Origin of the sequence: Ruegeria sp. HKCCA5839, from assembly GCF_013035585.1 — a bacterium.
GTDB lineage: Bacteria > Pseudomonadota > Alphaproteobacteria > Rhodobacterales > Rhodobacteraceae > Ruegeria.
The window spans coordinates 125739-149881 of record NZ_WQIE01000004.1; the positions used below are offsets into that span (position 1 = coordinate 125739).

At 57.2% G+C, this 24143-nt stretch carries 16 protein-coding genes and 1 pseudogene; 14 read left to right on the forward strand and 3 right to left on the reverse strand.

Features of this window, described 5'->3' with window-relative positions; translation table 11 throughout:
* Positions 1-20: 20 nt before the first annotated feature.
* From GOV38_RS13070 to GOV38_RS13130, 14 genes and pseudogenes are all read left to right on the forward strand, one after another.
* The gene (locus GOV38_RS13070; protein ID WP_171208217.1) at positions 21-1565 is read left to right on the forward strand and encodes a hypothetical protein; all 1545 of its coding nucleotides are present in this window, start codon (positions 21-23) and stop codon (positions 1563-1565) included.
* Between the two features lie 88 nt (positions 1566-1653).
* Positions 1654-2871, forward strand: a complete 1218-nt coding sequence (locus GOV38_RS13075; protein WP_171103361.1) for a hypothetical protein — start codon at positions 1654-1656, stop codon at positions 2869-2871.
* 61 nt (positions 2872-2932) lie between these two features.
* Complete coding sequence (locus GOV38_RS13080) at positions 2933-3790, forward strand: ion transporter (protein ID WP_171208218.1); 858 nt, start codon at positions 2933-2935, stop codon at positions 3788-3790.
* Positions 3783-4262 (forward strand): annotated as a pseudogene (gene tssB / locus GOV38_RS22370) (type VI secretion system contractile sheath small subunit); the annotation flags it as partial. The gene GOV38_RS13080 and the pseudogene tssB, both read left to right, overlap by 8 nt.
* 711 nt (positions 4263-4973) lie before the next feature.
* Positions 4974-7652, forward strand: a complete 2679-nt coding sequence (locus tag GOV38_RS22375) for a type VI secretion system contractile sheath domain-containing protein (RefSeq protein WP_371808504.1) — start codon at positions 4974-4976, stop codon at positions 7650-7652.
* A gap of 34 nt (positions 7653-7686) precedes the next feature.
* Positions 7687-9795 carry a type VI secretion system Vgr family protein gene (locus GOV38_RS13090; protein ID WP_171208220.1) on the forward strand — a complete coding sequence of 703 codons (2109 nt, stop codon included), beginning with the start codon at positions 7687-7689 and terminating at the stop codon, positions 9793-9795.
* Between the two features lie 11 nt (positions 9796-9806).
* A complete protein-coding gene (locus GOV38_RS13095) occupies positions 9807-10418 on the forward strand; it encodes a hypothetical protein (protein ID WP_171103371.1) in 612 nt (203 codons plus the stop codon).
* A 2-nt stretch (positions 10419-10420) separates the two neighbouring features.
* Complete coding sequence (locus GOV38_RS13100) at positions 10421-10726, forward strand: PAAR domain-containing protein (RefSeq protein WP_171103373.1); 306 nt, start codon at positions 10421-10423, stop codon at positions 10724-10726.
* A 10-nt stretch (positions 10727-10736) separates the two neighbouring features.
* Positions 10737-12164 carry a type VI secretion system-associated FHA domain protein TagH gene (gene tagH, locus GOV38_RS13105; protein WP_171208221.1) on the forward strand — a complete coding sequence of 476 codons (1428 nt, stop codon included), beginning with the start codon at positions 10737-10739 and terminating at the stop codon, positions 12162-12164.
* Between the two features lie 37 nt (positions 12165-12201).
* A complete protein-coding gene (gene tssK, locus GOV38_RS13110; protein WP_171208222.1) occupies positions 12202-13542 on the forward strand; it encodes a type VI secretion system baseplate subunit TssK in 1341 nt (446 codons plus the stop codon).
* Between the two features lie 110 nt (positions 13543-13652).
* On the forward strand, positions 13653-15071 hold the full coding sequence (gene icmH / locus GOV38_RS13115) for a type IVB secretion system protein IcmH/DotU (RefSeq protein WP_171208223.1): 1419 nt from the start codon (positions 13653-13655) through the stop codon (positions 15069-15071).
* Entirely contained in the window at positions 15071-18643 is a 3573-nt protein-coding gene (gene tssM / locus GOV38_RS13120; RefSeq protein WP_171208224.1) for a type VI secretion system membrane subunit TssM, read from the forward strand. The genes icmH and tssM overlap by 1 nt, the downstream gene beginning before the upstream one ends.
* The gene (gene tagF, locus GOV38_RS13125) at positions 18643-19329 is read left to right on the forward strand and encodes a type VI secretion system-associated protein TagF (protein ID WP_171208225.1); all 687 of its coding nucleotides are present in this window, start codon (positions 18643-18645) and stop codon (positions 19327-19329) included. Before tssM ends, tagF begins: the two co-directional genes overlap by 1 nt.
* Positions 19326-20048, forward strand: a complete 723-nt coding sequence (locus tag GOV38_RS13130; protein ID WP_171208226.1) for a PP2C family serine/threonine-protein phosphatase — start codon at positions 19326-19328, stop codon at positions 20046-20048. Before tagF ends, GOV38_RS13130 begins: the two co-directional genes overlap by 4 nt.
* 1 nt (position 20049) lies before the next feature.
* Here the strand turns inward: GOV38_RS13130 and GOV38_RS13135 are convergent, their stop codons facing one another.
* The 3 genes from GOV38_RS13135 to GOV38_RS13145 are packed head-to-tail and all read right to left on the reverse strand — an operon-like array spanning position 20050 to position 24120.
* On the reverse strand, positions 20050-21282 hold the full coding sequence (locus GOV38_RS13135) for a hypothetical protein (RefSeq protein WP_171208227.1): 1233 nt from the start codon (positions 21280-21282) through the stop codon (positions 20050-20052).
* 19 nt (positions 21283-21301) lie between these two features.
* The gene (locus GOV38_RS13140) at positions 21302-23506 is read right to left on the reverse strand and encodes a serine/threonine protein kinase (protein WP_171208228.1); all 2205 of its coding nucleotides are present in this window, start codon (positions 23504-23506) and stop codon (positions 21302-21304) included.
* A gap of 38 nt (positions 23507-23544) precedes the next feature.
* Positions 23545-24120 carry an OmpA family protein gene (locus GOV38_RS13145; protein ID WP_171208229.1) on the reverse strand — a complete coding sequence of 192 codons (576 nt, stop codon included), beginning with the start codon at positions 24118-24120 and terminating at the stop codon, positions 23545-23547.
* Positions 24121-24143: the final 23 nt, after the last annotated feature.

Genomic DNA, 24143 nt, shown 5'->3' on the forward strand with positions numbered 1-24143 from the left:
GACTTATTGTGAAACCGACAATGACACCGGAACTCGACCAGAAATGGTGGTCAAAGAACAAGCCCAAGCTGATGAAGAAAACCGGCTTGGGTGATGCGCTGAAAGCCTATCAGATCGCCGAGGATCAGATGGACTGGGCGAAGTCGCTGAAAGCGCTGTCAGATGTCAAGCGCAAGGTTGCCGAGGCGGTCAAAGCCGCCGGGTCCAAACATACTGACACGGTTACGGTTCTCAAGAAATATCCCAAGATCATCGACAAGACCGAGAAAGAGCTTAAGGCCAAGCAGAAGGACGCCGAGGATCGCGCCAAATCGGCACCAGCCGACACACCAAAACAGAAAGTCGGCAAATCGGTTGTGATCTGGAAAAAGGATCTGGGCGAGGAGATAACCAAGAAGTTCAAGCCGGATTGGCTGAAGGATCTCAAAGGCTATGCGTTCCAGCTGAAGCTGAACGAAGACCTTCTGGATGTTCTGGAAGACGAAGGCGACTATGTCACGCCTCAGCAGATGGTGGATGATGCCAATGCTGTGACCGACAAGCTTGTGGCGCTGATCGCCAAAGAGCTGATGTCGACGGATGCGGCGAGCAAAAAGGAAACGGACGCCAAAAAGCGGGCCGCGCTGATCAAGGGGTTTGAGGACAAGCTCAAGACCATCATGAACGGTGCCAAGAAGCATTACGAGGCAATCCCTGCGAAACGCTGGCAAGCCTTTGTAAAGCGCAAACAGCAATACAAGGAATACAAGGTCAAAACCGGCTTTGACATCGCGCTTGGCACATTGGGTGTTGTGGGCGGTGCTGTGGGGGTTGCGGGTGCCGCCGCAACCGGTGGGGCGTCTTTGGCCCTGGGCATCGTATCTTTGGTGCGCGGTGTTGCGCAGCTGGCCGACAAGATCAAAGACACCGCTCAAGAGGCGGAAAAGGTCGAAAAGACCCTGAAAAGCGATCTGGACACGCTGCTGAAACGGTATCGCAACGCCGAAGGAGAAGCGAAAAAGAATGTACAGGGTGGTGCCGAAGTGGGTGCCTCGGTTCTGAAAGGCATTCTGGGCACCGACGCGCCTTTCCTGGCAACGCTGCCCAAATGCGACAAGAATTACGGGCTTTGGCAGAACAAGGTCGCCGGACTTGAAGTGGGCGGGCGCAAGCTGTCTCAAGCCATCATCAAGGGCTTGGCTGATTGCGACAAGCTTGAAAAGGCCATGAAGAAGGCCGACGCCAAGAAGGCCGGGAAATATCTGGACAAATTGAAAAAGGCCCGCGCAGCGCTGCAAAAGGCTTTGGATGGGTGTTCGTCGATGATGGAGCGTGTCTCGAACGCCGACAAAAACGCACCCAACCTCAAAAAGATGCTGGATGCGCTGAATTCGACCAACCCGAAATATGCGCAGATCTTCGACAAGGTCTTTCCTGTAGTCGTCAATCTGACCCTGGCCGGCGCGAATGCTGGCGTCGGATTCAAGGAAGCCTCAAGCACGCTGGACACAGTCAACACGGCTTTGGGCCTGTTCAACGACATCGCATCCGAAGGCAAAGATCAGTTGGAAGAGGCAATCGGCTAACGCAATCACTGGCATCGCGCGTGCGACTAGCACGCGCGGTGCAAAATATCCGGGGGCAGGAAAACACTAGAAAACACAAGGTTCTATCATGGCAAAGACGACAGTTACATCGCACAAGTTCTACGTTGTCGATCTGATACGGTCGAAACCCAAACTGCAGTATATTGAGATCCCCAGCTATCGCGTTGACGTCAAATTCGATGTCACCGCCAAAGGCCCGGTCCCGTCGACAACGCTTAAGCGTCTTGAAGCGACCGGGATGAAAGAGCTGGAACGCTATGAGAAGGTCATTTCGGAAGAGGCCGTCAAGCTTGACAAAAAAGTTGGCGAACTGATGAAGACGCCGGGTCAGAAATCTCAGGCTGAGGCCGAGAAGATGATCCAGGCGACCAACGTGATGATCAAGAACGCGTTGAAATCTGCCGAGGGCGCCGCGCAGGTTGCAATCGAAAAGCAGATCAAGGTTGAAGCCAACAAAGACAAACTGCTGAAAGAGGCGCGGGTCAAAACCACGCTGAAGGTCACGGCTGGTGTGATCAAGATCGGCACTGCTGTAACCCGCCTGGTGGCCACGTCTGGGGCCGATGTGATGGCCTATAAGACGATTGTCAAACAGGTCTATGAGCTGGGCAAGGAAGTTCAGCAGCAGCTGAAGGGCGAGGAAAAGCTTCGCAAGGACTTGTACGGCGCTATCCAGAAATACATCACCCTGCGCGGAACATCGATCATGCAGGCCGCCGAGCGGCAGGGGATTACCGATACCTCTGGAATTTCTGTCAAAAAGCCGATGGAAGCGATCAAGAAGCTGACCGCCAAAGCCGTTGGTATGGGCGAAGAAGTGACAAAGGGGCGCGACCCCAAAGCCATCGCCAAGGACATCATGGATTTCGCGATCAAGGGCTATCAGGCTTACCAGAAGGACTCGGATAAAAAGCGCAAGTTGTACCGGGAACACACGACGAAGACCCGTCAGAAAGTGGATTCCTTGGGCCAAGCGGCAGACAAACTGATGAAGGCTGCCAAATCGCAGAAAACGCTGAAAGAAGGCATCAAGCTGGGCGCCGAGTGCATGACCGTCAAGCGCGAAGCAAGTGCCATGGCTGCCAAACTGGAAGAGCGCCAGAAGTTCCTGGCTGAAATGGAAGCTCTGATGGAAGGCAACGGTCTGAAGGTGGACGACACGACGATTGTCGACAAGCTCAAGAAGCTGGACAAGATGACTGTGCTGAAAGAGACCAAGACGATGCTGACTTCGGTCAAAGGCGTATACACGCTGGTCGACGAAATCAGTGACGTTGTAGGCTAAGACATAAATCGAACCGGGCGGGGCCAAGCCACGCCCGGTCTGCAATGAACGACAGGAGGCAATGGTGAACACCGGTATCGAGAAGAGCGAAGCGCTCCGCGACACCGTGCGCGAGTTTGTCGAGCGCAGGGCAGTCACCAACACGATCCTTGGCGTGATCATTTTCAATGCCATCACGCTGGGCCTGTCGACCTCTCCGTCAATCCAGGCCAATCTGGGTCATGTGCTTCGGGTCATTGACACCCTTGTGCTTGGCGTTTTTGTCGCTGAGCTTTTGTTGAAATTCTATGCCTATAGATTGGATTTCTTCAAAAACGCCTGGAATATCTTTGACCTTGTTGTCGTGACACTGGGCCTGTTGCCCAACCGTGATGGCCTGTCCGCGTTGCGTGGCTTGCGCGTGATCCGGGCTATGCGCCTTTTGTCGGTCATCCCGCAGATGCGCGCTGTGGTTCAGGCTTTGCTGGATGCGCTGCCGGGCATGGGCGCGGTAATCATCATGATCTCGATCGTGTTCTACGTCTTTGCCGTTATGGCGACGTTGATGTACGGCCCCGATTTCCCCGAGTGGTTCGGAACGTTGGGCCGGTCGCTTTACTCGCTGTTCCAGATCATGACGCTGGAAAGCTGGTCCATGGGGATCGTACGCCCAGTCATGGAAACGCACCCGACCGCGTGGATCTTTTTTGTTCCCTTCATCGTCATCACTGCCTTTTCGGTTCTCAACCTGTTCATCGGTTTGCTTGTGAACACAATGCAATCTGCCGTTGAGGATGAATCGGTCCAAGAGTTCTCGCACCTGCGCGAACTGGTTCGCAGCGAGACCGATATTGTGGATGATCATGTCAAAGAACTGTTGGTCGAGGTCAGGGCCCTGCGCCGCGAAGTGGCCGAGCTGAAAGGTCAGACCGATGGCTGACAGTTCCCAGAAATTCATCGCCCGAAACCGGGCCCCTCGGGTCCAGATCGAGTATGATGTCGAACTCTATGGCGCTGAGAAGAAGGTTCAATTGCCCTTTGTCATGGGGGTGATGAGCGATCTGTCAGGCAAGTCAAAAGCTGAAACGCCCGCCGTTTCAGACCGGAAGTTTCTTGAGATCGACGTCGACAATTTCGATGATCGCATGAAAGCCATGGCCCCAAGGGTCGAGTTTTCGGTGCCCAACACTCTGACTGGTGAAGGCAATCTGGGCGTTGATCTGACTTTCGAGAAGATGGAGGATTTCAACCCCGCTCAGATCGCGGCCAAGATCGAACCCTTGCAAAAGCTTCTTGAGGCCCGCACACAACTTGCCACTCTGATGGCCTATATGGACGGCAAAGCCGGGGCTGAGGCGTTGATCGAAAAGATCCTTGCCGATCCGGCCCTGCTGGGTTCGTTGGCTAACAGTCAGGTCTCAGGGGACGCTTCTGCCGCTACACTGGACGCTCTACGCGCCCTGGCTCCGGAGGACGCGCCCGAGGATCGATCGGTCGAAGACGCTCTGGCTTCACTTCCTGAGGTCCACGGCAACACCCAAGACGATACTGCGCCCTACGTTTTGAAAGACCTTGCTGATGCGGCACTAGACGAGACGCCCGAAGACACGTCCGTTGCGGACGCGCTGTCTTCGTTGCCAGAGATTGCGCCAGCGGACGAACCGCATGTTGACACAGGTGATGTATTGGACGGGCTGGCGACTCTTGCTCCGGAAAATCAACCCGAAGATACATCTGTTCAGGACGCACTTGCGTCGATCCCTGAAACCACGGTCGACGAAGCCGATGACAAATCAACATATGTCTTGACTGACCTTGTCGACACTGCGCCGACGGAGACCGTGGAAGACACATCATTGTCGGATGCCCTATCGTCGCTGCCCGACCATCAGGACAGCGTAGACGAAGACTCAAGCGACGATATTCTCTCGGATCTCTCCGAAGCCGAACCCCAGCCTGTTGCCGTTGACTCAGCAATCGAAGACGCCCTTGCATCGGTCCCGGAAACCGTCGAGGCCACCGAAAACGACGACTCTTCAGAGGTTTTGACCCAACTGGCCGAAACACCGGTTGAAGCCGAGTTGAGCGGCGATACCGACCTGGATGACGTGTTGGGCGATCTTGTGGATCTGGGCAGTGATGCGTCAACGGACGAGGACGCGACCGCGGACGCGTTGTCGTCATTGCCTGATTTCACCGAAGAAGATGCAGAAGATATTTCGGATGTTCTGGACGGCTTGGCGGGCGCTGCACCCGAGGATACCGAAACCGATGACAGCGACCTTGATGATCTGCTCAATGACCTTGCCGACCATGCACCTGAGCAGGGCGAGGAGGATGAGGCGTTTTCGGACGTTCTGGACCAATTGGCAGATGCTGCCCCTGAGGACGCACCTGACGCAGATGCGTTGGACGAACTGTTAGGGGATCTGGCCGAAACAGAAACGGAAGACGAAAAAACCGACGTCACACTGGATGACATCTTGGCTTCGGTGCCGGATACCGAGGTGAGCGATGCGGAGGAGACATCGGACGACACCCTGAGCAGTTTGGGCGACAGCGAACCGACCGATGAAACCGAAGATTTGGACGCATTGCTTGCCGATCTTTCCGAAGATACGCCAGCGGATGAAAACGAGGTGGATCTGGATGATCTTCTGAACGACCTTGGTGCCGATGAGGAACAACAGGCGGAAGGCGAAGACGTCGACCTGGATTCTTTGTTGAACGACCTGAGCGATGAGCCGGAAGACTCGGCAGATATCGACATCGACGATCTTCTTGCCGACGATGATACGTCTGAGGCAAGCGCAGACAGTTCGGACGATGAAGACGGCGCAGCAACAGAACAATCCGATTTCGACGATGTTGATCTGGATGACTTGCTGTCAGATCTGGATGATGACGTTCCCGCGTCGGACGCAGAGGGGGCGGATTTTGATATCGATGATCTCCTCGGCGATGACGAAACAGAAGCTGAACCTCCAGCAGAAGAGGCCCAGCTGACCGACGAGCCGGTTCTGGCCTTTGGTCGCATGAGCGCCGACAGACCCGATCCAGAGCGTTTGAAGCGCACGCGCTTCCGTCTTGCGATTTTCGGTGACTTTTCGGGTCGCGCAGCCCGGGGGCTTATCGAAACCGGGGATGCACTGGCAGCACGCAAGCCTATCCTGTTGGATACCGACACGGTCGATGAGGTCATCACAAGCTTTGCCACCAAACTGGTGCTTCCCATCGGCAAGGACGGGGCCGGGATCGCGGTAAACCTGAAAGAGCTGGATGACCTGCACCCCGACGAGCTGTACGAAAATGTCGAACTGTTTGATGGTTTGTCCAGCTTGAAAAGCCAGCTCAGCGCCGGGGCAACGGCAGATCACGCGGCCAGGCAATTGACTGCTTGGGGTGAAGAGTTTGGTCAGGCCGTTGTACCACCGCGCAAAAGCTCGGGCGGCAACACTGTCCGCGCTGACCTGAAACTGAGCGATTTCCAGAAGCTGATCGGGGATAGCGGTGGAGAGTTGACGCAAGCGTCGCCAGTTGAAGAATTGCTCAAGCGTGTCGTCGGCCCGCATATCCACAAATTGCCCAGCCCCGATGTCTCGGCCATGCAGTCTGCGGTTGATGAAGCGCTGAGCGCGGCCATGCGCATGGTGCTGCACCACCCCGAGTTTCAGTCGGTCGAGGCGCAGTGGCGCAGCCTTGATCTGATTGCTCGCAGCATCGAAGATGACGATACACTGGATGTTATCCTCTACGATGTGTCTGCTGAAGAAATTGCAGCCGATCTGGCTGCAGAAGAAGATCTGGCGCAGACCGGATTGGTGCGTCTGCTCACCGAAGAACCCCTGGACGAAGAAAACGGGCGCGGCGGCTATTCGGCGATGATCGGGCTTTACACGTTCGAAGAAACACCCCCGCATGCTGAGCTTTTGGGTCGGATTGGACGCGTGGCGGCACATGTGGACGCGCCCTTTATCAGCGCCATCACGCCGTCATATCTCCATATCAAACCCGAAGACCGACACTCATTGGTGGTCGAGGCCTGGGAGACGCTGCGCGCAATGCCCGAGGCCGGCTATGTTGGCTTGGCGTCGCCGCGGTTCCTGTTGCGGCGTCCTTATGGGGCGAAATCCGAACCGATCTATGAGTTCGACTTTGAGGAATTCACCGAGGCCGAAGGCCTGCGCGGGATGCTCTGGGCGAACCCAGCGGTTCTGGTCTCTATCCTTTTGGCGCGGTCATTCAAGCAAAACGGCAAAGCGATGAACCTGGGTTCGGTCATGAGCTTGGGCGGTGTTCCCTATCACTTTGTCAATGATCGTTACGGGGATCAGGTCGCGCTGCCCTGCACGGAACGCAACATCACGCTGGAAAAACACGAACATTCCGTTCAGCGCGGATACATGCCCGTTTTGTCGATAAAGGGTCGTGACGAAATCCGCCTTGGCTCGTTCAACTCGGTCGCCGGTCAGGAAATCCTGGGGCCTTGGTCCGATGCCCCGGCACCGGATCCCTCGCCTGATATTCCAGCCGCGCCCGAAACGGATGAGGTGGACACAAACGACGATGAAAGCCTTGATTTCGATGTGGATGATTTGGATCTCGACATCGATCTGGGTTCCGACGACGCATCAGACGCGGAGGCGACCGACCTCGACTTGGATCTGGACCTCGATCTCGATTTGGACGACTCGAGCGATCTGGATGATTTTCTGGCCGGGTTCGACGACAGTTCGGATGATGAGGACGACAGTGAAGATGATATCGACCCTGAATTGGCGGCGCTGCTTGCCGACTTGTGACAACAGGGCGAACAAGATTTGGAAGGAATGGTAAATGGCGGAAAGTTTGCAGAGCAAAGAGTGGCCCCTCCGGATCACAGGTTCATATTCCTATGGCGAAGATGATTTGGTCATCCGACGCGCCATCGTGACCGAAGAACTTGGGAAACTGACCGAGATTCAGGTCGAGTTCATGTCGGAAATGACGACGATTGAACTGGATAAGCTGTTGGGCAAGGTGATGACCATTCACCTTGACGCCGAAGAAGGCGCAAAGCGCAAATTCACCGGCACGATTGTCCGGGTCGAGCGTCTGGCCCTGCGCGACGGTTTCGTGCAGTTTCTGGCCGAACTGCGCCCTTGGTTCTGGTTGCTCACGCAATCGACCAACAGTCGTATTTTCCAGAACATGACATCGGTCGAGATCATCGAGAAAATCTTTAAGGACGAGCACAAGATTTCTGACTTCAAAAAAGTCCTGTCTTCAACCTATGAAAAGCGAGAATACTGCGTTCAATATCGCGAAACGGATTTCGACTTCGTGTCCCGGTTGATGCAGGAAGAAGGGATCTACTACTTCTTCGACTATTCTGACGCGGACAAGAAAAACGAAAAACTTGTTCTGTGCGACGGCCCGACAGCCCATACACCGATCAAAGGAGAGCCCAAGGTCGAATTTCGCGGCGGTGACGACTATGAACAACGGCTGGGTGATTTCGTCACCGAATGGGCCGCGTCCGAAGCGATCAAACCGGGTGTCGTCTCGCTTGGGGATTTCGACTTTGAAAAACCCAAAGCGTCGTTGGATGCGCGGGCAAATACGGCAACCAAACCCGGCCATAGTTTCAAAGACAAACTGGAACTTTATGACATTCCGGGTCACCACAAAGAGACCAAGCTGGGTGATACCCGTGCCCGGGTGCGCATGCTGGCAGAAGACGCCTTGTTTGATAGACGCCGGGCCCGTGCCTCGGTCAGGTCGCTGGAAACGGGGCGAAAGTTCACGCTGACGGATCATCCCGACAAGTCTCAGAATGCCGAATACCTGATCGTCAGCGCCAAGTATTTCATTCAGACAACCGAAGGTTATGGCTTTGAGAAAAAGCAAAAGGACCTGGACACCGGCGCGTTGGAGTTTCCCGATGACAGCGGCGAGATGTTCATGGTCGAGTTCGAGGCTCAGCCTGCGAAAACTGAGTTTAAATCCTTGCGGACGATTGCCTGGCCAGAGATATCCGGCCTGCATACTGCGATTGTGACAGGCAAGAAGGGCGAGGAGATTTGGACCGACAAATATGGGCGTATCAAAGTTCAGTTCCACTGGGATCGCGAAGGCAAAAACGACGAGAAAACCACCTGCTGGGTGCGCGTTGTGACACCGTGGTCGGGCAAGAACTGGGGTATGGTCAGCATACCGCGCATCGGTCAGGAAGTGGTCATCCAGTTTGAAGAGGGTGATCCCGACAGGCCGATCTGTACCGGGATGCTATATAACGCAGACACGATGCCACCTTATGCTCTGCCTGCCAATCAGACACAGTCTGGGATCAAGACCCGGTCCACCACCAAGGGCAGTGCTGATACTTACAACGAACTTATGTTCGAAGATAAAAAAGACGCCGAGCTTGTCCGTTTCCAGGCGCAGAAAGACCACGAGAAACTGGTCAAGAACATGTCCACTATTACCATCGGTTATGACAAGCTGGACAAGGGTGGCAATGGTGGCGACGGATGTCTAAGCCAGGTAGTCAAGAAGAACGTGGATGAAACGATCAAGGAAGGTGATCACACCTTCAAGATCGAAACCGGCAGCCAGACGGTCAGCATCAAGACCGACCAGACCGAAACGATCGAAGGCAAGTCGACCCGGACCGTGACCGGCAACACTGTCGAGACGGTCAAATCCGGCAACAAGACAACGACGGTGAGCATGGGCAACATCCAGGTCGACGCGAAGTCTGGTAAGATCACCATGACTGCCATGCAGTCGATCGAGCTGAAAGTTGGCAGCTCGTCAATCAAGCTGGACCCAACGTCGGTGACCATCAAGAGCACCATGATCAAGGTGCAAGCGAATGCGAAGCTTGACGCCAAAAGCCCGATGACCACCGTGAATGGCGATGCGATGCTGACCCTTAAGGGCGGCCTGACCATGATCAACTAGGGGATAGGCTGATGAGTGATCGATTTAGTGGAATGACCAAAACCCCCGACGCGCCAGCGGCGCGCATGTTGGCGGACGCAAACGCCCGATTGGGGACCAAGCTCGACGCGCCGGCCAGCGCACCCTTGGATGTTGTGCTGGCTGAGCTGGACAAGAAAGAGGCGTTTATCGACATATTGCGTCTTTTGGGTGTTGCGCTGCCGCCACGCGAGCGGGTCTGGTGGTCGTGCCTCGCGGCGCGAGATTATGTAGGCGAAGCACCGGATAACAACACGGCTTCGCTTGCCGCCGCCGAGGAATGGGTGTTTCGGCCGACCGAGGAAAACCGTGAAAAGGCCGGAGAAACGCTCGACTTGGCAGAACCCGACGACGAGACCGTGAACTGCGCCATGGGCGTGCTATATTCCGAAGGAACGCTGGGAACAGGAGATCTGGCCAACATTCCCTCGCCTCCGGGCGCTGCTGAAACAGTGGCTTTTGCGATGAATGTTGTTGCCATGGACAACCATGAAGGCGATTTTGATGCCTACGTGCAGTTGCTGATCGACCGAGGCGTCGATATTGCTCGGGGTGGGAATGGTAAGCTGGACCGCGAGGCGGCCACGAACGAGACAGAGGATTAGACATGGGATTCCCTCAGGCCCGTGTAACGGATTTGCACATGTGTACGCTGCCGGCGCCGCCGCCAGCGCCACCACCACCGGCCCCGGTGCCAATGCCGATCATGCCACCCTGCTGCCCAACGGTTCTGGTTGCCAAGCTGCCTGCTGCGCGGCTGACGGATCTTGCGACACCGGCCTTCCCGCACCCGATCATCAAGGGGTCGGCGACGGTATTGATCAGCAAGTTACCGGCGGCGCGGGTGATGGATACCTGCGCCTGCGGCGGCCCGATCATCAAGGGGGAGTTCACGGTGCTGGTTGGAGGATGAAGACACAGGAATGACGGTCACACTAAAATTTCAATCCACCGGCATCGTGCCGGGCGACGGGCGCCCGGTATCGATGCAGGGGGGCTCTTTGACCGTCGGGCGTGGCCCGGCCAACGACCTTGTATTGCCCGATCCCGAAAAAACGCTCAGCAAAAGCCATTTTGTGATCGAAGATCACAATGGCAATGTGGTGATCGTCGATCTGTCGACGAACGGGACCTTTCTGAACTATTCCAAGATCGCCTTGGGCCGCACCCCAACGCCTTTGAACAACGGCGATGTGCTGACGGCGGGCGGCTATGAGATGATCGTCGAGATTGGCGCAGATCTTCCGACATTCGAAGAAATGATCCCGCAGCCGATGCAACAGGCCGGGGTCTCTCCGGGTCAGGCTCAGAATGCGCCGGATCCTTTGGCTTTGCTGGATGACGCAGGGCCGGGTGGTGACTTTCTCGATGATCTGCTGGGCGGTGATGCGCCAAAGGGACCGGGGCAGATTGCGACACCAGATCCGATGGACGAATTGCTGCCTCCGCTCGATGACGACGATCCGTTTTTCGCCAAACCCAAAGATCCACATGCAGGTATGGGGGCTAGCGATGCGATGCATAACCCGTCCACATCGGATGCGTTTACGGCCCCACAAAGCGGGGGCAGGGCGAACCTGATTCCGGATGATTGGGATGATGATCTGTTGTCGCCTTCAGGCGGCGCACCTGCAGATCCTTTTTCCACACCGGAACCTTCTGCACAAACCACCCCCCCGCCTGTAAGGCCTGCGCCGCAAGATCAAACTCCTGCGCATCCCAAGCCGCCAATACCCGAACCCCCCGCACCGGTGACCGCAACTGTAGGTGATCCGTCCGCGGCGCGTGCGTTCTTGGAAGCACTGGAGGTCGATGATCTGAAAATCGACGATGCTGACCTGCCCGCAACGATGGGGCGGATGGGTCGCGTGCTGCGCACCATGATCTCGGGTCTGCGCGAAATCCTGATGACGCGCACCTCGATCAAGTCCGAGTTTCGCATTGATCAGACGATGATCAGCGCCGGTGGGAACAACCCGCTGAAATTCTCGATCAGTGCCGAACAGGCCATCGAGGCGTTGGTCAAACCCCGGGTCAAAGGGTATTTGGCGTCCGAGGAAGCCACCGAGCAGGCTTTGAATGACATCAAAGCCCATGAGGTTGCGATGGTTACGGGCATGGAGGCCGCGTTGAAAGGCGTTCTGGCCCGGCTCGACCCCGAGGTGCTGGCTGGAAAAATTGAGGATTCGGGCAAACTTGGGTCACTTTTCAAGGGTAAGAAGGCCCAATATTGGGAAGTATACGAAAAGATGTATGCCGAAATCTCGGATCAGGCAGAAAATGATTTCCACGATCTCTTCAGCCGGGAATTCGCGCGCGCGTACAAAGATCAGCTGGAAAAGCTGAAATAACGCCTGAATTGGGCGAAAGAACAAAGGAGGGCAGCCATTGTCCTGGGACAGCAAGGTGCTTTGGACCGAAGGGTTGTTTCTGCAACCCCATCATTTTCAGCAGGCGGATCGGTATACCGAGGCGCTTGTCGCTGGGCTTGCCCGCCGCGTCACCCCCTATGCCTGGGGTGTCAGCGCGCTTGAGATTGATGACGAAGTTCTGAAAGTCGGCCAATTCGCGCTGAAATCCTGTTCGGGGCTGACACCGGACGGGCAGGTGTTTCGCGTGCCACAAGCCGAAGATCACCCGCCCGCGCTGGAAGTGCCGGAAACGATCAAGGATTGCATTGTCTATCTGACCGTCCCGCAACGTCGCCAGGGAGCGTCCGAGGTCGATTTGAGCGGTGCGGAGCAATCCGTCAGCCGGTTGCGCCCAGCGGAACAGGAAATCACCGATGTGATGAGCCAGCAGAAAAAACCGGTGACGTTGGGCGTTGGCAAGCTGCGCCTGCAATTTGCGCTCGCAGTGGATGATCTGGCCGATAAGCTGGCCATTCCGATTGCCAAGATCATCGAAGTGCGCCCCGACAAAGAGATCATCCTGGATCGCGGGTTCATCCCGTCGGTTCTGGACGTGCGTGCGGCACCCGCGCTGGCTGGCTTCATGAACGAGCTTGAGGGGATGCTGTCTCATCGCATGCAAGCGCTGGCCGGGCGTTTGTCTGAGGGCGGCCCGGCTAAAGGTGCGGCCGAGATCTCGGACTTTTTGCTGTTGATGACAATCAACCGCAACCTGCCGCTGGTACGCCATTTCGCCAATATCGAAAATGTGCATCCCGAACACGCCTATCGCGTCTGCGCCTCGCTTGCGGGCGAATTGGCAACTTTCATGAGCGCCGAGAAAGAGGCCGTGCAATTCCCGGCCTATCAGCATGACAGTCTGACCGAGTCATTCGCTCCGGTGATCCGGGCGCTGCGGCAATATCTCAGCTCGGTTCTGGAACAGACCGCGATTTCGATCCCGCTGGAGCCGCGCAAATACGGCATCAGCGTTGGCGTCATTGCCGATCGCAAGCTGATTGGCAGCGCGGGCTTTGTGCTGGCCGTCAATGCCGATATTCCCGCCGAAGACGTGCGCCGCCACTTTGCCGGTCAGGCCAAGACTGGCCCGGTCGAGGAAATCCGCCAATTGGTAAATTCGGCTCTGCCCGGAATTACCTTGCGGCCTTTGCCCGTGGCCCCGCGGCAAATCCCCTACCATTCTGGCGTTGTCTATTTCGAGCTTGATGCCGCCAGCCCGTATTGGAGCAAAATGACAACTTCTGGCGGTATCGCAGTGCATGTGTCGGGGCAATATCCGGGGCTTGAAATGGAGCTGTGGGCCATCCGTAATCAGTAAATTCACCCCTTCCTGTGTGAAGGTGATTACTGGCTGAGGCGAAACAAATTGATAGGGTCGATCCTGTGGCTCAGACTGCAACAGGGGGCCTTGAAGGAAACAGGTAGACGATGTCCGACAAAGATCCTTTTGCCGAACCGGACGATACCGACAAAACGGTGATCCGACCCAATCCGGGTGGTCGCCGTCAAACTGGTGGCGTGCAGCAGCCTGCGGCGCCGCAACATCCGGCAGGGTATCCCGATCCGCTAGAGCAGCCGCTTGCATCGCAAGCAGCAGCTCCGGCGGGATACGGTGTGCCGCCCGCGCAGTCACAACCGCCTTCGGGCCCGACCGAGGATTTGGCAACCACGGGTATGAACCGGTTGAATGCCTGTGCGGCACCGCTGTTTTCCCTGATCAGCCGCATTCGCAACCGCGCACAGCATATGGACCCGGACAAACTGCGCCAAAGCGTCGTGGCCGAGGTGCGCAGCTTTGAGAATACCGCACTGCAAGCTGGCATCCCGGCCCAAAGCGTCAAGGTCGCCCGATATGCGCTGTGCGCCACTTTGGATGATGTTGTCCTGAACACGCCTTGGGGAGGGCAATCCTCTTGGGCCACGCAATCCCTGGTGGGGACATTCCATCGCGAAACTGTTGGCGGTGACCGGTTTTATGACTTGCTTGCCCGGCTGGAACAGGATCCGGCGAACAATATCGAGTTGCTGGAATTTGTGTATATGTGCCTTTCGCTTGGCTTTGAAGGCCGGTTGCGGGTGGAACAGGGCGGGCCCGACAAACATCTGCAAATCCGGCAGGGTCTGGCCCGCGTGATCCGGGCACAGCGCGGTGCGTTCGAACATGATCTGGCACCGCATTGGGAAGGTGAGAACAAGCCCTATCGCGCGCTCAGCCTATGGAAACCGGTCTGGATCGCGCTTGGTGTAACTGCCTTGTTGCTGATGATCGAGTTTGGCGGTCTGTCGTATGCCCTGTCGAACAAAACCGAAAACCTCGTCGGACAGATGTCAGTGATTGATGCAGGGCCGGTGACCGAATTACAGCGCCGTGCGCCACCACCACCGCCACCGCCACCGCAAGCTCAGCCGCAGGTCGAAAAGGTCGTGGCCTTCTTGCAGCCGGAAATCGATGAAGGTTTGGTAGAAGTCTTTGAAAAGGGCAACACGCTGATCATACGTATCAAAGGGTCGGGGATGTTCGGATCGGGCTCGGATCATCTGCAAGACAAATTCCGCGAACCGGTGCGCCGCGTGGCCGTCGCCCTGAATGAAGAGCCCGGAACGGTGATTGTCGCGGGGCATTCGGACAATGTGCCGATCCGCTCGTCCCGGTTCCCGTCCAATCTGGCCCTCTCTTTGGCCCGCGCCAAATCGGTGATGAACCAAATGGCCGGTGAAATGGCCAACCCCAACCGGCTCAGCGCCGAGGGCCGCGCCGAAAGCGAGCCAATTGCCGATAACGCCACCCGCGAAGGTCGGGCGACCAATCGCCGGATCGAAGTCCTGCTGGTTCAGGAGGAGAGCTGATGTATTTCCTCAAGATTCTGAAATTCATATTCCTGTCGATCTACACCGTGCTGTTCTTTACGGCCACCGCGCTGTCGCTGGCCTTGTACTTCTTCGGTCCGATGATCGGATCGGATGAGTGGCGACCATTGGACAGTTCAACCACACGACTGATCTGGTGCGGGGTTATCTACGCCTTTTTCTTGGCCATCGGGCTGACAGTCTTCTTCTTGCGCCGGCGGCGCGACAAGAAACTGACCGAAGAGATCACTGAGTCCGTCAGTGATGGCGGTGACATGATCGACAGCGAAATTTCCGAGCTGCGCGGCAAGTTGAAAACCGCCATGGCAGCGTTGCGTAAATCCAAGAACGGACGGCGTCACCTGAACGAACTGCCCTGGTACGTGATGATCGGCCCCCCGGGTGCCGGAAAAACCACAGCCATTGTCAACTCGGGCCTGAACTTCCCTCTGGCGGATGAGCTGGGCAAAACGGCAATCGGCGGTGTTGGGGGCACAAGAAACTGCGATTGGTGGTTCACTGAGAACGCCGTGCTGATCGACACGGCCGGTCGGTATACGACCCAGGAAAGCGATGCCGAGGTCGACAACGCGGCCTGGATCGGGTTTTTGAACCTGCTGAAGAAATACCGCAAACGCCAGCCGATCAATGGCGCGATGATCGCGATTTCCCTGTCTGATCTGTCGCTGCAAGATGAGGTGACGCAACAAGAACACGCCAAAGCAGTGCGCCGTCGACTGGAAGAGCTGCGCGAGAAGCTGGGCGTGCGGTTCCCGGTCTATATCCTCTTTACCAAGGCAGACCTGATCGCGGGTTTTGCCGAGTTCTTTGACAATCTGGGCAAGGAAGATCGCGAACAGGTCTGGGGTTTCACTCTGCCATTGGACAAGTCGCGCAGCGAACAATCACCGGTCGCGGCTTTTGACGAAGAATTTGCTTTGTTGCTGGGGCGTCTTAATGCTCAGTCGCTGGAGCGTATGCAGACCGAGACCGATCCGCAGCGCCGTGCGCTGATCGCCGGTTTCCCGATGCAGGTCGCTTCAGTCCGCAAAGTGGCGCATGAATTCCTGACCGAAGTGTTTCAGGACAGCCGATATCAACATCGCCACATGCTGCGCGGCGTGTATTTCACGTCTGGCACGCAAGAAGGTACTCCGATTGACCGGCTGATGCTCGGCATGGCGCGCACCTTCGGCATCGGGCGTCAGGCCATCGGGTCCGGGCAGGGCTCGGGGCGGTCGTATTTCCTGACGCGGCTCTTTGATCAGGTCATCTTTCGCGAGGCAGGTCTGGTCAGCGCCGATGACAAGGTCGAGCGGCGATACAAAATCACCAAATGGGCGTCGATTGCGGCCACTTTGCTGGCAGCGATTGCCGTCGGTGGGTTGCTGGTGCGCAGCTTTATGGGCAATTCCGATCTGATCGCCGAAGCGCAGGAGGGCGTGTCGGCCTATCAGGCAGCGGCGGCGACCCTGCCGCCCAGCCCGGTGGGCGATACTGATCTGGTGCCGGTTGTTGCCGCGTTGAATTCCCTGCGCGACCTGCCCGCCAATCCGACACTGTCCGACCCAGACCCGGAACGGCGACTGACCTATGGGCTGTATCAGGGCGATGTGATTGGCACGCAGGCAGCGCAAACCTATCGCGCTGCGTTGAACCAGCGTTTGCTGCCGCGGCTATTGCTACGTCTGGAAGAACAGATGGCCGCCAATATCAACAACCCCGACGTTCTGTACGAAGCGTTGAAAGTGTATCTGATGCTGGGGCTGCAGGGGCCTATGAACCAGGATCTGGTCAAGGAATGGATGAATATCGATTGGACAGTGTCCTTCCCTGGTCCGTCGCGGGAAGAGTTGCGCACTGATCTGAACGACCACCTGGATGCGCTGCTCAGCCAGCCGATGCAAGAGGTGGCGCTGAACGGCCCGATGGTCGATCAAATTCAGGGCATCCTGTCGGAACTGCCTTTAGCACAGCGTGTTTACAACGGTATCATCTCTAGCCCCGCGGCAACAGCGCTTCCAGAATGGCGGATCACGGATGTTGGTGGGCCCGCAGTGGGCCGTGTTCTGGTCCGCTCCTCGGGTAAGCCGCTGAATGAGGGCATCGAAGGGATCTTTACGCATTCCGGGTTCAACGATGTTTTGCTGGGCGAAGCCCTCGGCGTCGCGAAACGGGTGCAGAAGGAAAGCTGGGTATTGGGTCCGCGTGGTGAGGCCGAACAGACCGAGCAGGCGCTTGCTGCGCTCAGCCGGGATGTTCTGGATCTCTATTACAACGACTATATCGCCCGCTATGACGCGATGCTCGGTGATATCGACATTGTTCCGATGGAAAGCCTCAGCCACGCGGTTGAGGTGACGAACGTTCTGTCGGGCCCAACGTCTCCGATTGTTAACATTCTGAATTCGATTTCAGATGAAACCAAGCTGACCGAAAGCAAATCGCTTTTGGCGGATAGTGGCGCTCTGAACGAGGGCTTGTCAAACGCTGCAAGCCTTGAATTGCAGTCGGCCACATCGGTTCAAACCCAGATCCTGCTTGAAGCGTTGGCCAAGTCCAGCGGCGTTGGAAACTCCGAACCGGTGCAGGAACCGGGCCAGTACGTGCAGGATCGCTTTTCCTGGCTGCATCAACTGGTCGATTCACAAGAGGGGCAACCTTCGCAATTGGATATGCTGATGGGCTCGCTAACCGGCGTGTATCAAGAGCTGAACAAAATGTCGTTCAGTGGCGTTTCAGGCGGTGAGACCGGTCAGGCGTTGCAGCAGTTCCAGCAAGAGGCTGCCCGCATACCCGGCCCGATGGAACGCTGGGCCGTACAGATCATCGACGGATCGTCAGGGATCACCTCGGACAGCACCCGGGCGTCGATCAATGCGCGTTGGCAGGCCAATGTTCTGCCGTTCTGCAAACAGGTGGTTACCGATCGGTATCCGTTCAACCGCCGCTCGGGCGCTGATGTGGCGATGGGCGATTTTGGCAAGCTGTTCGGCCCGCAGGGTTTGATCGACACGTTTTTTACGCAAAATCTGGCCAAACACGTAGATATGCGCACCCGGCCATGGTCTTGGAAATCCGGTGTCAACGAGGCCGATCTTGGGATTAGCCAGGCTGTCCTGACCCAATTCCAGAACGCCGCCGAAATCAAAGAGGCGTTCTTTGCCGCAGGTCCGCAGCCTCAGATCCAGTTTCAGATCATGCCCGAAGCGCTGGACCCAAAGGCAAAAGGTGTAAAGCTTGAGATCGACGGCCAATCGCTTGAGTTCCGTCACCGTGGCGGACTGCCATCGCCCTTGGCGGTGACCTGGCCGGGGTCGGTCGGGTTGGCACGGGTGAGCTTTGACCCCGAAAAACGCAACATTGAAAGTGTGCTGTCCAAGGATGGCCCCTGGGCGTGGTTCCGTCTGCTGGATGCGGCAGAGGTGCGCCGCACGAATGTCTCGGACCGCAAGAAAGTGATCTTTAACGTGGGCGGTCGCATCGCGATCTTCCAGTTGCAGTCGGGATCGGTCATCAACCCCTTTGCACTGCCGGCGCTGCAACAGTTCAGCTGCCCCAAGTCGTTCTGATGCAGCAGACGGGCTTTGGCGCTTTTGGCAAAATGCCTTCGGTCGGGGATTTTTTTCGACTGGGCGTTCCCCCGAGTTTCGTGCAGCCCTGGGATACTTGGATACAGCGCAGCATGCTGGACGCGGCGCAATCCCTGGGTCAGGCGTGGGACCAGCATTATATGTCCAGCCCGATCTGGAGGTTTTGCCTGTCGCCGGGGCTGGCCGGTCCGCAAAAGATGCTGGGCGTGCTGATGCCGTCGGTTGATCGGGTCGGTCGCCGTTTTCCCCTGACACTGGTCGCGCCATTGTCAAACGAAGGTTCGGCCCTGCTGGCGCATTTCCGGTCATTGGACACCTACCGGAAGCTTGAAGACTTGGCTTTGGCCGCGTTGGAAGATGACATGACCCGTGACAAGCTTGAGGCGGGTTTGGCGGAAATCGCCGCGCCCGTCCAACAACCTGCAGCGCCCGTCCGGGGACATGGAAATACGATGGTCCTGACACGCGGTGAAGCGTCCGACAGTTTGCTGCCGGATTTCGCATCCGGGTTGGCATCGCAACGATATCGCACCCCAAGTGTTTGGAGCACCGAAATCGACGGGGTGCCAAGGCTGATGGTCTGTGAAGGTTTGCCGGAAGGGCCAAACCTGCAAGGCCTGTTCAATCTTCACGCCGCATTATGGACCGAGGCCAGACCAATATGAATTCAAGTCACCGCGTTCGGTACAGCGCCCGCAGCCATGTCGGGCTAAAGCGCAAGGTCAACGAAGACTCGGTGCTGGCGCTGCCAGAGGAAAGCCTTTGGCTCGTTGCTGACGGCATGGGGGGCTATGAGGCAGGGGACTATGCCAGCCGCCTGGTGGCCGACATGGTTGCCGCGATGCCGCCGGGATTGCCTCCGACCGAGCGTTTGTCGGCCTTGCGCGATGCGATCCAGAAAGCGCATGGCGTGATCCGTCAGGAATCCGAGGCTCGAGGCGGTGGCACCATTGGCACTACGGTCGCGTGCATCATGCTCGCCAATGGGCATTTTGTCGGGCTCTGGGCGGGGGATAGCCGGATATACCTGTTGCGGGAGCGCAAAATCCAGATGCTGACGACTGATCATTCGGTTGTTGCCGATCTGGTTCTGGCCGGACAAATGAGCTGGGATGAGGCCGAACAACATCCGCAATCCAATGCTATCACCCGCGCGGTTGGCGTTGGTGACACGTTGGAGCTGGACAAAATCCGCGGCGAGGTTCAGCCCGGCGACCGTTTCCTGATCTGCTCGGACGGGCTTAGCAAATATGCCACTTTCTCGATGCTCGAGAAGGCCCTGACCGAGATGCCGATTGAAACGGTTGCGGATCAGTTGATCCAAGTTGCTCTGGATGGCGGCGGGGCTGACAATATCAGCGTGATCGTGGTGGACGTTCTCTGACCTAGAACATCTGCGGCAACGGCGGGATGGCTGGGGCTGGCGGCAGTTTCATGCTGCTCAGGCTGTCGCGCACTGATCCAATATCTGTGGTGCAGGCGTCGCAAGGCCCAAGTGGCAGTCCCGGCAGGGATTTGGCCATTTTCGCCAGCGCCTGGAGGATCGGAAGGATCGGCACCGCTGGGGGTTGAACACGCAGTGAAGCTGCGAGGTTCATCGCACCGCTTTGTGCGGTCTGTGCCCCTTGTGTGACGTCTTCTAGCTTGGGCAGCGCATCCAGTTGCAATTGCAGCGCCTGAGCTTCCAGCGGGACAGGGACATGCAACCGCGCCATGTATCTGAGCATCGCGTTAACCCGGGCAATACCGCTGGGCGTCAGCGCGTCGGGGCCAAAGGCCTCTTGAATCGTTGTCAGATCCTTTAGCTGATCGGCCATGGCCATCAGCTCATCCAATGAGATCGGCAAATTCGGGACCGGTATCGCCGAAAGCGCCGCCAACTGCCCCAACAGCGCCCGCATCATGTTCGGATCCGAAACCGGAGGCAGACCCATGCTCGCCGGTGCCGCTGCCGCCGGGGCCAGCAAGGCAAGCTGTCTCGACAGATCAAGTTTGGGGCGCGGCAAGGCAAAGGGCGGGAGCGTGATACGAGGCAGGGAGGCCGCGAAGTTCAGAGCCGCAGAACAGGTGCCTCGCGATCCAGCCTCACCAACTTCCATGGCCGCCTCATAGGAATAATCGAGCCCTGCAAGCGCCATCGGACAGATCCCACGCGCACGCAACGCCAGTGTCATATTGGCTGCCAAGGTCATGTTTTGCAGCTGAGGCCCCGGTATCTTGGGCATGTTCTGCGCGGCGGGCAGGACATTTGCCGCAAGGCTCATCACCGCTTGCTGTATCTCTGCCAGCAAGGCGCGCGTGTTGGTCAGCGGGAAACCGGCGGCGACCAGTTTCATCATCATTGAGATCGCACCACCACCGTCAGTTGGCAAGATAGCTGGCAGAGCGACATTGGGGGCCTTGGCATTCATGGTCGCCCGCATATACATGTCAGGCGTCATATCAGGCAGCATCGCGTTCAGTTTCAGATCCGCGCGCGCCTGACTGCTGGCATTGCCCTGCAGACCCAGCAACGACAAAAGCTTCATCATCTGTGGCGGCACTGCGCGCACCGACAGGTTCGCCGTTGGCCTCAGGTTGGGCAGGGTGGTCGCGTTGGATTTGCAAAAGCAGGGCATGATATCAGCGCACCCGTTCCTATTGTTCCAGAGTTGTCAGGATGCGGCTATCCAAGGACAGGATCTGCGTGTCGACGTTCCGATCCTGTTCCCGAAGCGCTTCGGCATAACCCGCAGCGGATTCGGTTGTGGGCCGGAGCGTGTCGAACAGCTGGTTGTCGGTGTGCAGGACAATCACTTTGCTTTTGCCCAACGCACTGTCATCGACTTGAAACGCGATGCCACCGTTCTCGCGACTTTCGGGGATCGAATAGGCAACCCGAACCGACATCGGACCCGTTTCACCATTTCGCAGAGCTGAGATACTGTTTTCCTGACGTGTCACGTTCGGGATCAGGTGAAAGACGTTGCCAGACACATCGAGCACGGACACAGACAAGTAACCATCCTGCACGTCACCGGGCAGATCGACATCAATCACTGGATTTTGCCCTACAACGAAATCCCCGGATGGGTTCGGGCTGTTGTTTTCTTCCCCATTGAAAAATGCGATTGAAATATCGCTCGACGGAGCGCTTGGAAGGAAATTTTCGATCAAGCACAGGGTTGGGTTCAGCAAATTGACCTGGCCCAAATCAATAGGCCGACCACCGGCAAGCGCATTCAACGCGGTTTGCAATCCGATCATACTGTCCTGCGACGCCAGGGTACCGCTGACTCTGATCGCTGTCTCGGGGCCGTAACCTGTGGCCGGGGCATCGACCAGCTCAAGCGGCCCGCAATCGGCCAGCCCATTCAAGACCGGGCGAATATCGGCGGCGGGTAGGAACAAGGGCTCAAGCTCCAGCTCGACAGAGCCTTCGAGCCCAGCAGGAAGGCCAGCCGAGTAAAGCTGCTCCAATGCGCCATGCAGGGTTTCGTTGGTGGTTTGGCCGGTCAGCCTCGCCTCATTCCCGTTCACCACCAGTCGCCATTCGTCCATTTCCATGACCGAGTCGACGATTTCAGTGACAGCGCTGCCCCAATTCTCGGAAATGTCGCCCGAAGCCAGGGTCAGATCGACTTCGCCACCTTCGGCGGTCATGTCGCTGGTCAAGGCATCACGAACATCTTCGGAAGGAACAAAGCCCACTACGCGCGGCGGCAGGTCGGCGCGCTTATCTGCCACAAGCGTATAGGGTGCCGCGACGGGATAGGACGGGGCCAGAAAGCCGTCAAATGCACCGCCGAAGTAACCACCAGCACCAATACCTGCGACGGCCAGAACGCCAACAACTGCAACCAGTCCCCCGCGCGACTTCTTGGTTTGACCGGCCTTCGCAGGCTTTGAGCTCGTGTTGCGCGGGGTCGGGGCGGGTTCGGACGGGGCCTTCACCGATTCCGGCGCTGGCGCGGACTGGCTTTTGGGAACGATAATTGTCGCGTCGTCTTCGCTCTCGGCTTCGACAGAGGCGCCTGACCGCGCAGACGCCAAAGTGCGCAGCACGTCGCTGGCGGTTTGGTACCTCTCATCGGGATTGGGCGCCGTCATCTTGTCGATGATAGCCTTCAAAGGTTCCGGTACACCGCTCGTGTCCAGCGGCTGTTTCTTGTTCTCGACAACTTCCAAAAGGTTGCGCCCGGCGTCGGCCTTTTGCCCACGAAAGTTGGCCAGCAGCAGAGCGCCCAGAGAATAGATGTCCGTGCGTTGATCCGTTTTGCCCGAAAGTTGTTCGGGGGCTGCATAGGCGTATTTACCCGCAAATTCTCCACCGACGATGGTTTCCGCACCCGGATTCGTGTCTTTTGCAATTCCGAAATCAATGATCACCGCCTGCGCCGGATCCCCATCACGCAAAATGATGTTGTCAGGGCTCAGGTCGCGGTGGACAATCTTACGCGCGTGGGCGGCCTCGAGCCCTTCGCAAACACGTTTGCAAACGGTCAGTATGTCCGCCGCAGACATCGGACCTTGGCGCAATTTCTGATCCAGACCCGGGCCATCCACATAGTCCATCACCAGATAGACATGCCCATCTGCGGTGCGGTTGTTCTCGGAATACCGGACAACCGCATCATGGCGGATATCGCGAATTTCCTCTTCGCGGGTCAGCAGAACGAGGTAGTCGTCATTGCTTGAAAATTCGGCCTTCAGAACTTTCAGCGCTGCGAGCCGCCCTGAAATCTCAGAGCGGGCCCGATAGACGTCAGATGTACCGCCCCGCCCAAGAATGGCCTCGATCCGATAAGTATTGTTCACCAGATCGCCCGGCTGAAACAGGTCGCCTGCGCGGGATTCAGTCATGCTGCCCTCAGTTTTTTAGGTGTTTAGCAGATTATAAATCAGCCAAGGGCCTGGAATTCAACGCGGCGATTTTCGTCAGCACGTGGATCAGCTTTGTTCAGAGGTTCGGCCTCGCCGAGGCCCAAAACCTCCAGCCGCTCTTCTGCGATGCCGCAATCGCTGACCAGAAAGCGCTTAACTTCCTTGGCGCGCAGCAAAGACAGGTTCTGGTTGTATTCCGCCGAACCGGCGCTGTCGGTGTGGCCGATGATCTGAAAGACGTTCACGTCCACATTCTTCATGGCCTGGCACAGGGACGACAGTTTCGGCTTTTCATCTTCGCGCAGCGCAGCTGAGGCGAAATCAAAGCGAACCTGAATGTTCACCTGATCTTCGGCTGCTACGGGTTGATATCCAGTGGGCGCTGTGGCGACAGTGGTTTCAGTCACGACATTGGCCGTCTCATCTGTCGCGGTGGAGGGCACCAGAACCAGCCCACGCGTTTTTTGCTTGTTAAAAGCGTCCGTGATCTCGTCGGTGGTCAGCTCGTCAGATTGGGCCAAAGCGATATTGGTCGCGCATACGATAGCAAACACCGAAGCGCCGATATATTTCAGGGATGAAAGTGCAATCATTTGTCCAATTCCTTCTCAATTTG

Coding starts and splice junctions, on each gene's coding strand:
- GOV38_RS13090 (WP_171208220.1), top strand. CDS start 7,687: ATGGCGGAAAGTTTGCAGAGCAAAGAGTGGCCCCTCCGGATCACAGGT.
- GOV38_RS13145 (WP_171208229.1), bottom strand. CDS start 24,120: ATGATTGCACTTTCATCCCTGAAATATATCGGCGCTTCGGTGTTTGCT.
- GOV38_RS13135 (WP_171208227.1), bottom strand. CDS start 21,282: ATGCCCTGCTTTTGCAAATCCAACGCGACCACCCTGCCCAACCTGAGG.
- GOV38_RS13140 (WP_171208228.1), bottom strand. CDS start 23,506: ATGACTGAATCCCGCGCAGGCGACCTGTTTCAGCCGGGCGATCTGGTG.
- GOV38_RS13075 (WP_171103361.1), top strand. CDS start 1,654: ATGGCAAAGACGACAGTTACATCGCACAAGTTCTACGTTGTCGATCTG.
- GOV38_RS13070 (WP_171208217.1), top strand. CDS start 21: ATGACACCGGAACTCGACCAGAAATGGTGGTCAAAGAACAAGCCCAAG.
- tagF (WP_171208225.1), top strand. CDS start 18,643: ATGCAGCAGACGGGCTTTGGCGCTTTTGGCAAAATGCCTTCGGTCGGG.
- GOV38_RS13130 (WP_171208226.1), top strand. CDS start 19,326: ATGAATTCAAGTCACCGCGTTCGGTACAGCGCCCGCAGCCATGTCGGG.
- tagH (WP_171208221.1), top strand. CDS start 10,737: ATGACGGTCACACTAAAATTTCAATCCACCGGCATCGTGCCGGGCGAC.
- GOV38_RS13080 (WP_171208218.1), top strand. CDS start 2,933: ATGGTGAACACCGGTATCGAGAAGAGCGAAGCGCTCCGCGACACCGTG.
- GOV38_RS13095 (WP_171103371.1), top strand. CDS start 9,807: ATGAGTGATCGATTTAGTGGAATGACCAAAACCCCCGACGCGCCAGCG.
- GOV38_RS13100 (WP_171103373.1), top strand. CDS start 10,421: ATGGGATTCCCTCAGGCCCGTGTAACGGATTTGCACATGTGTACGCTG.
- icmH (WP_171208223.1), top strand. CDS start 13,653: ATGTCCGACAAAGATCCTTTTGCCGAACCGGACGATACCGACAAAACG.
- tssM (WP_171208224.1), top strand. CDS start 15,071: ATGTATTTCCTCAAGATTCTGAAATTCATATTCCTGTCGATCTACACC.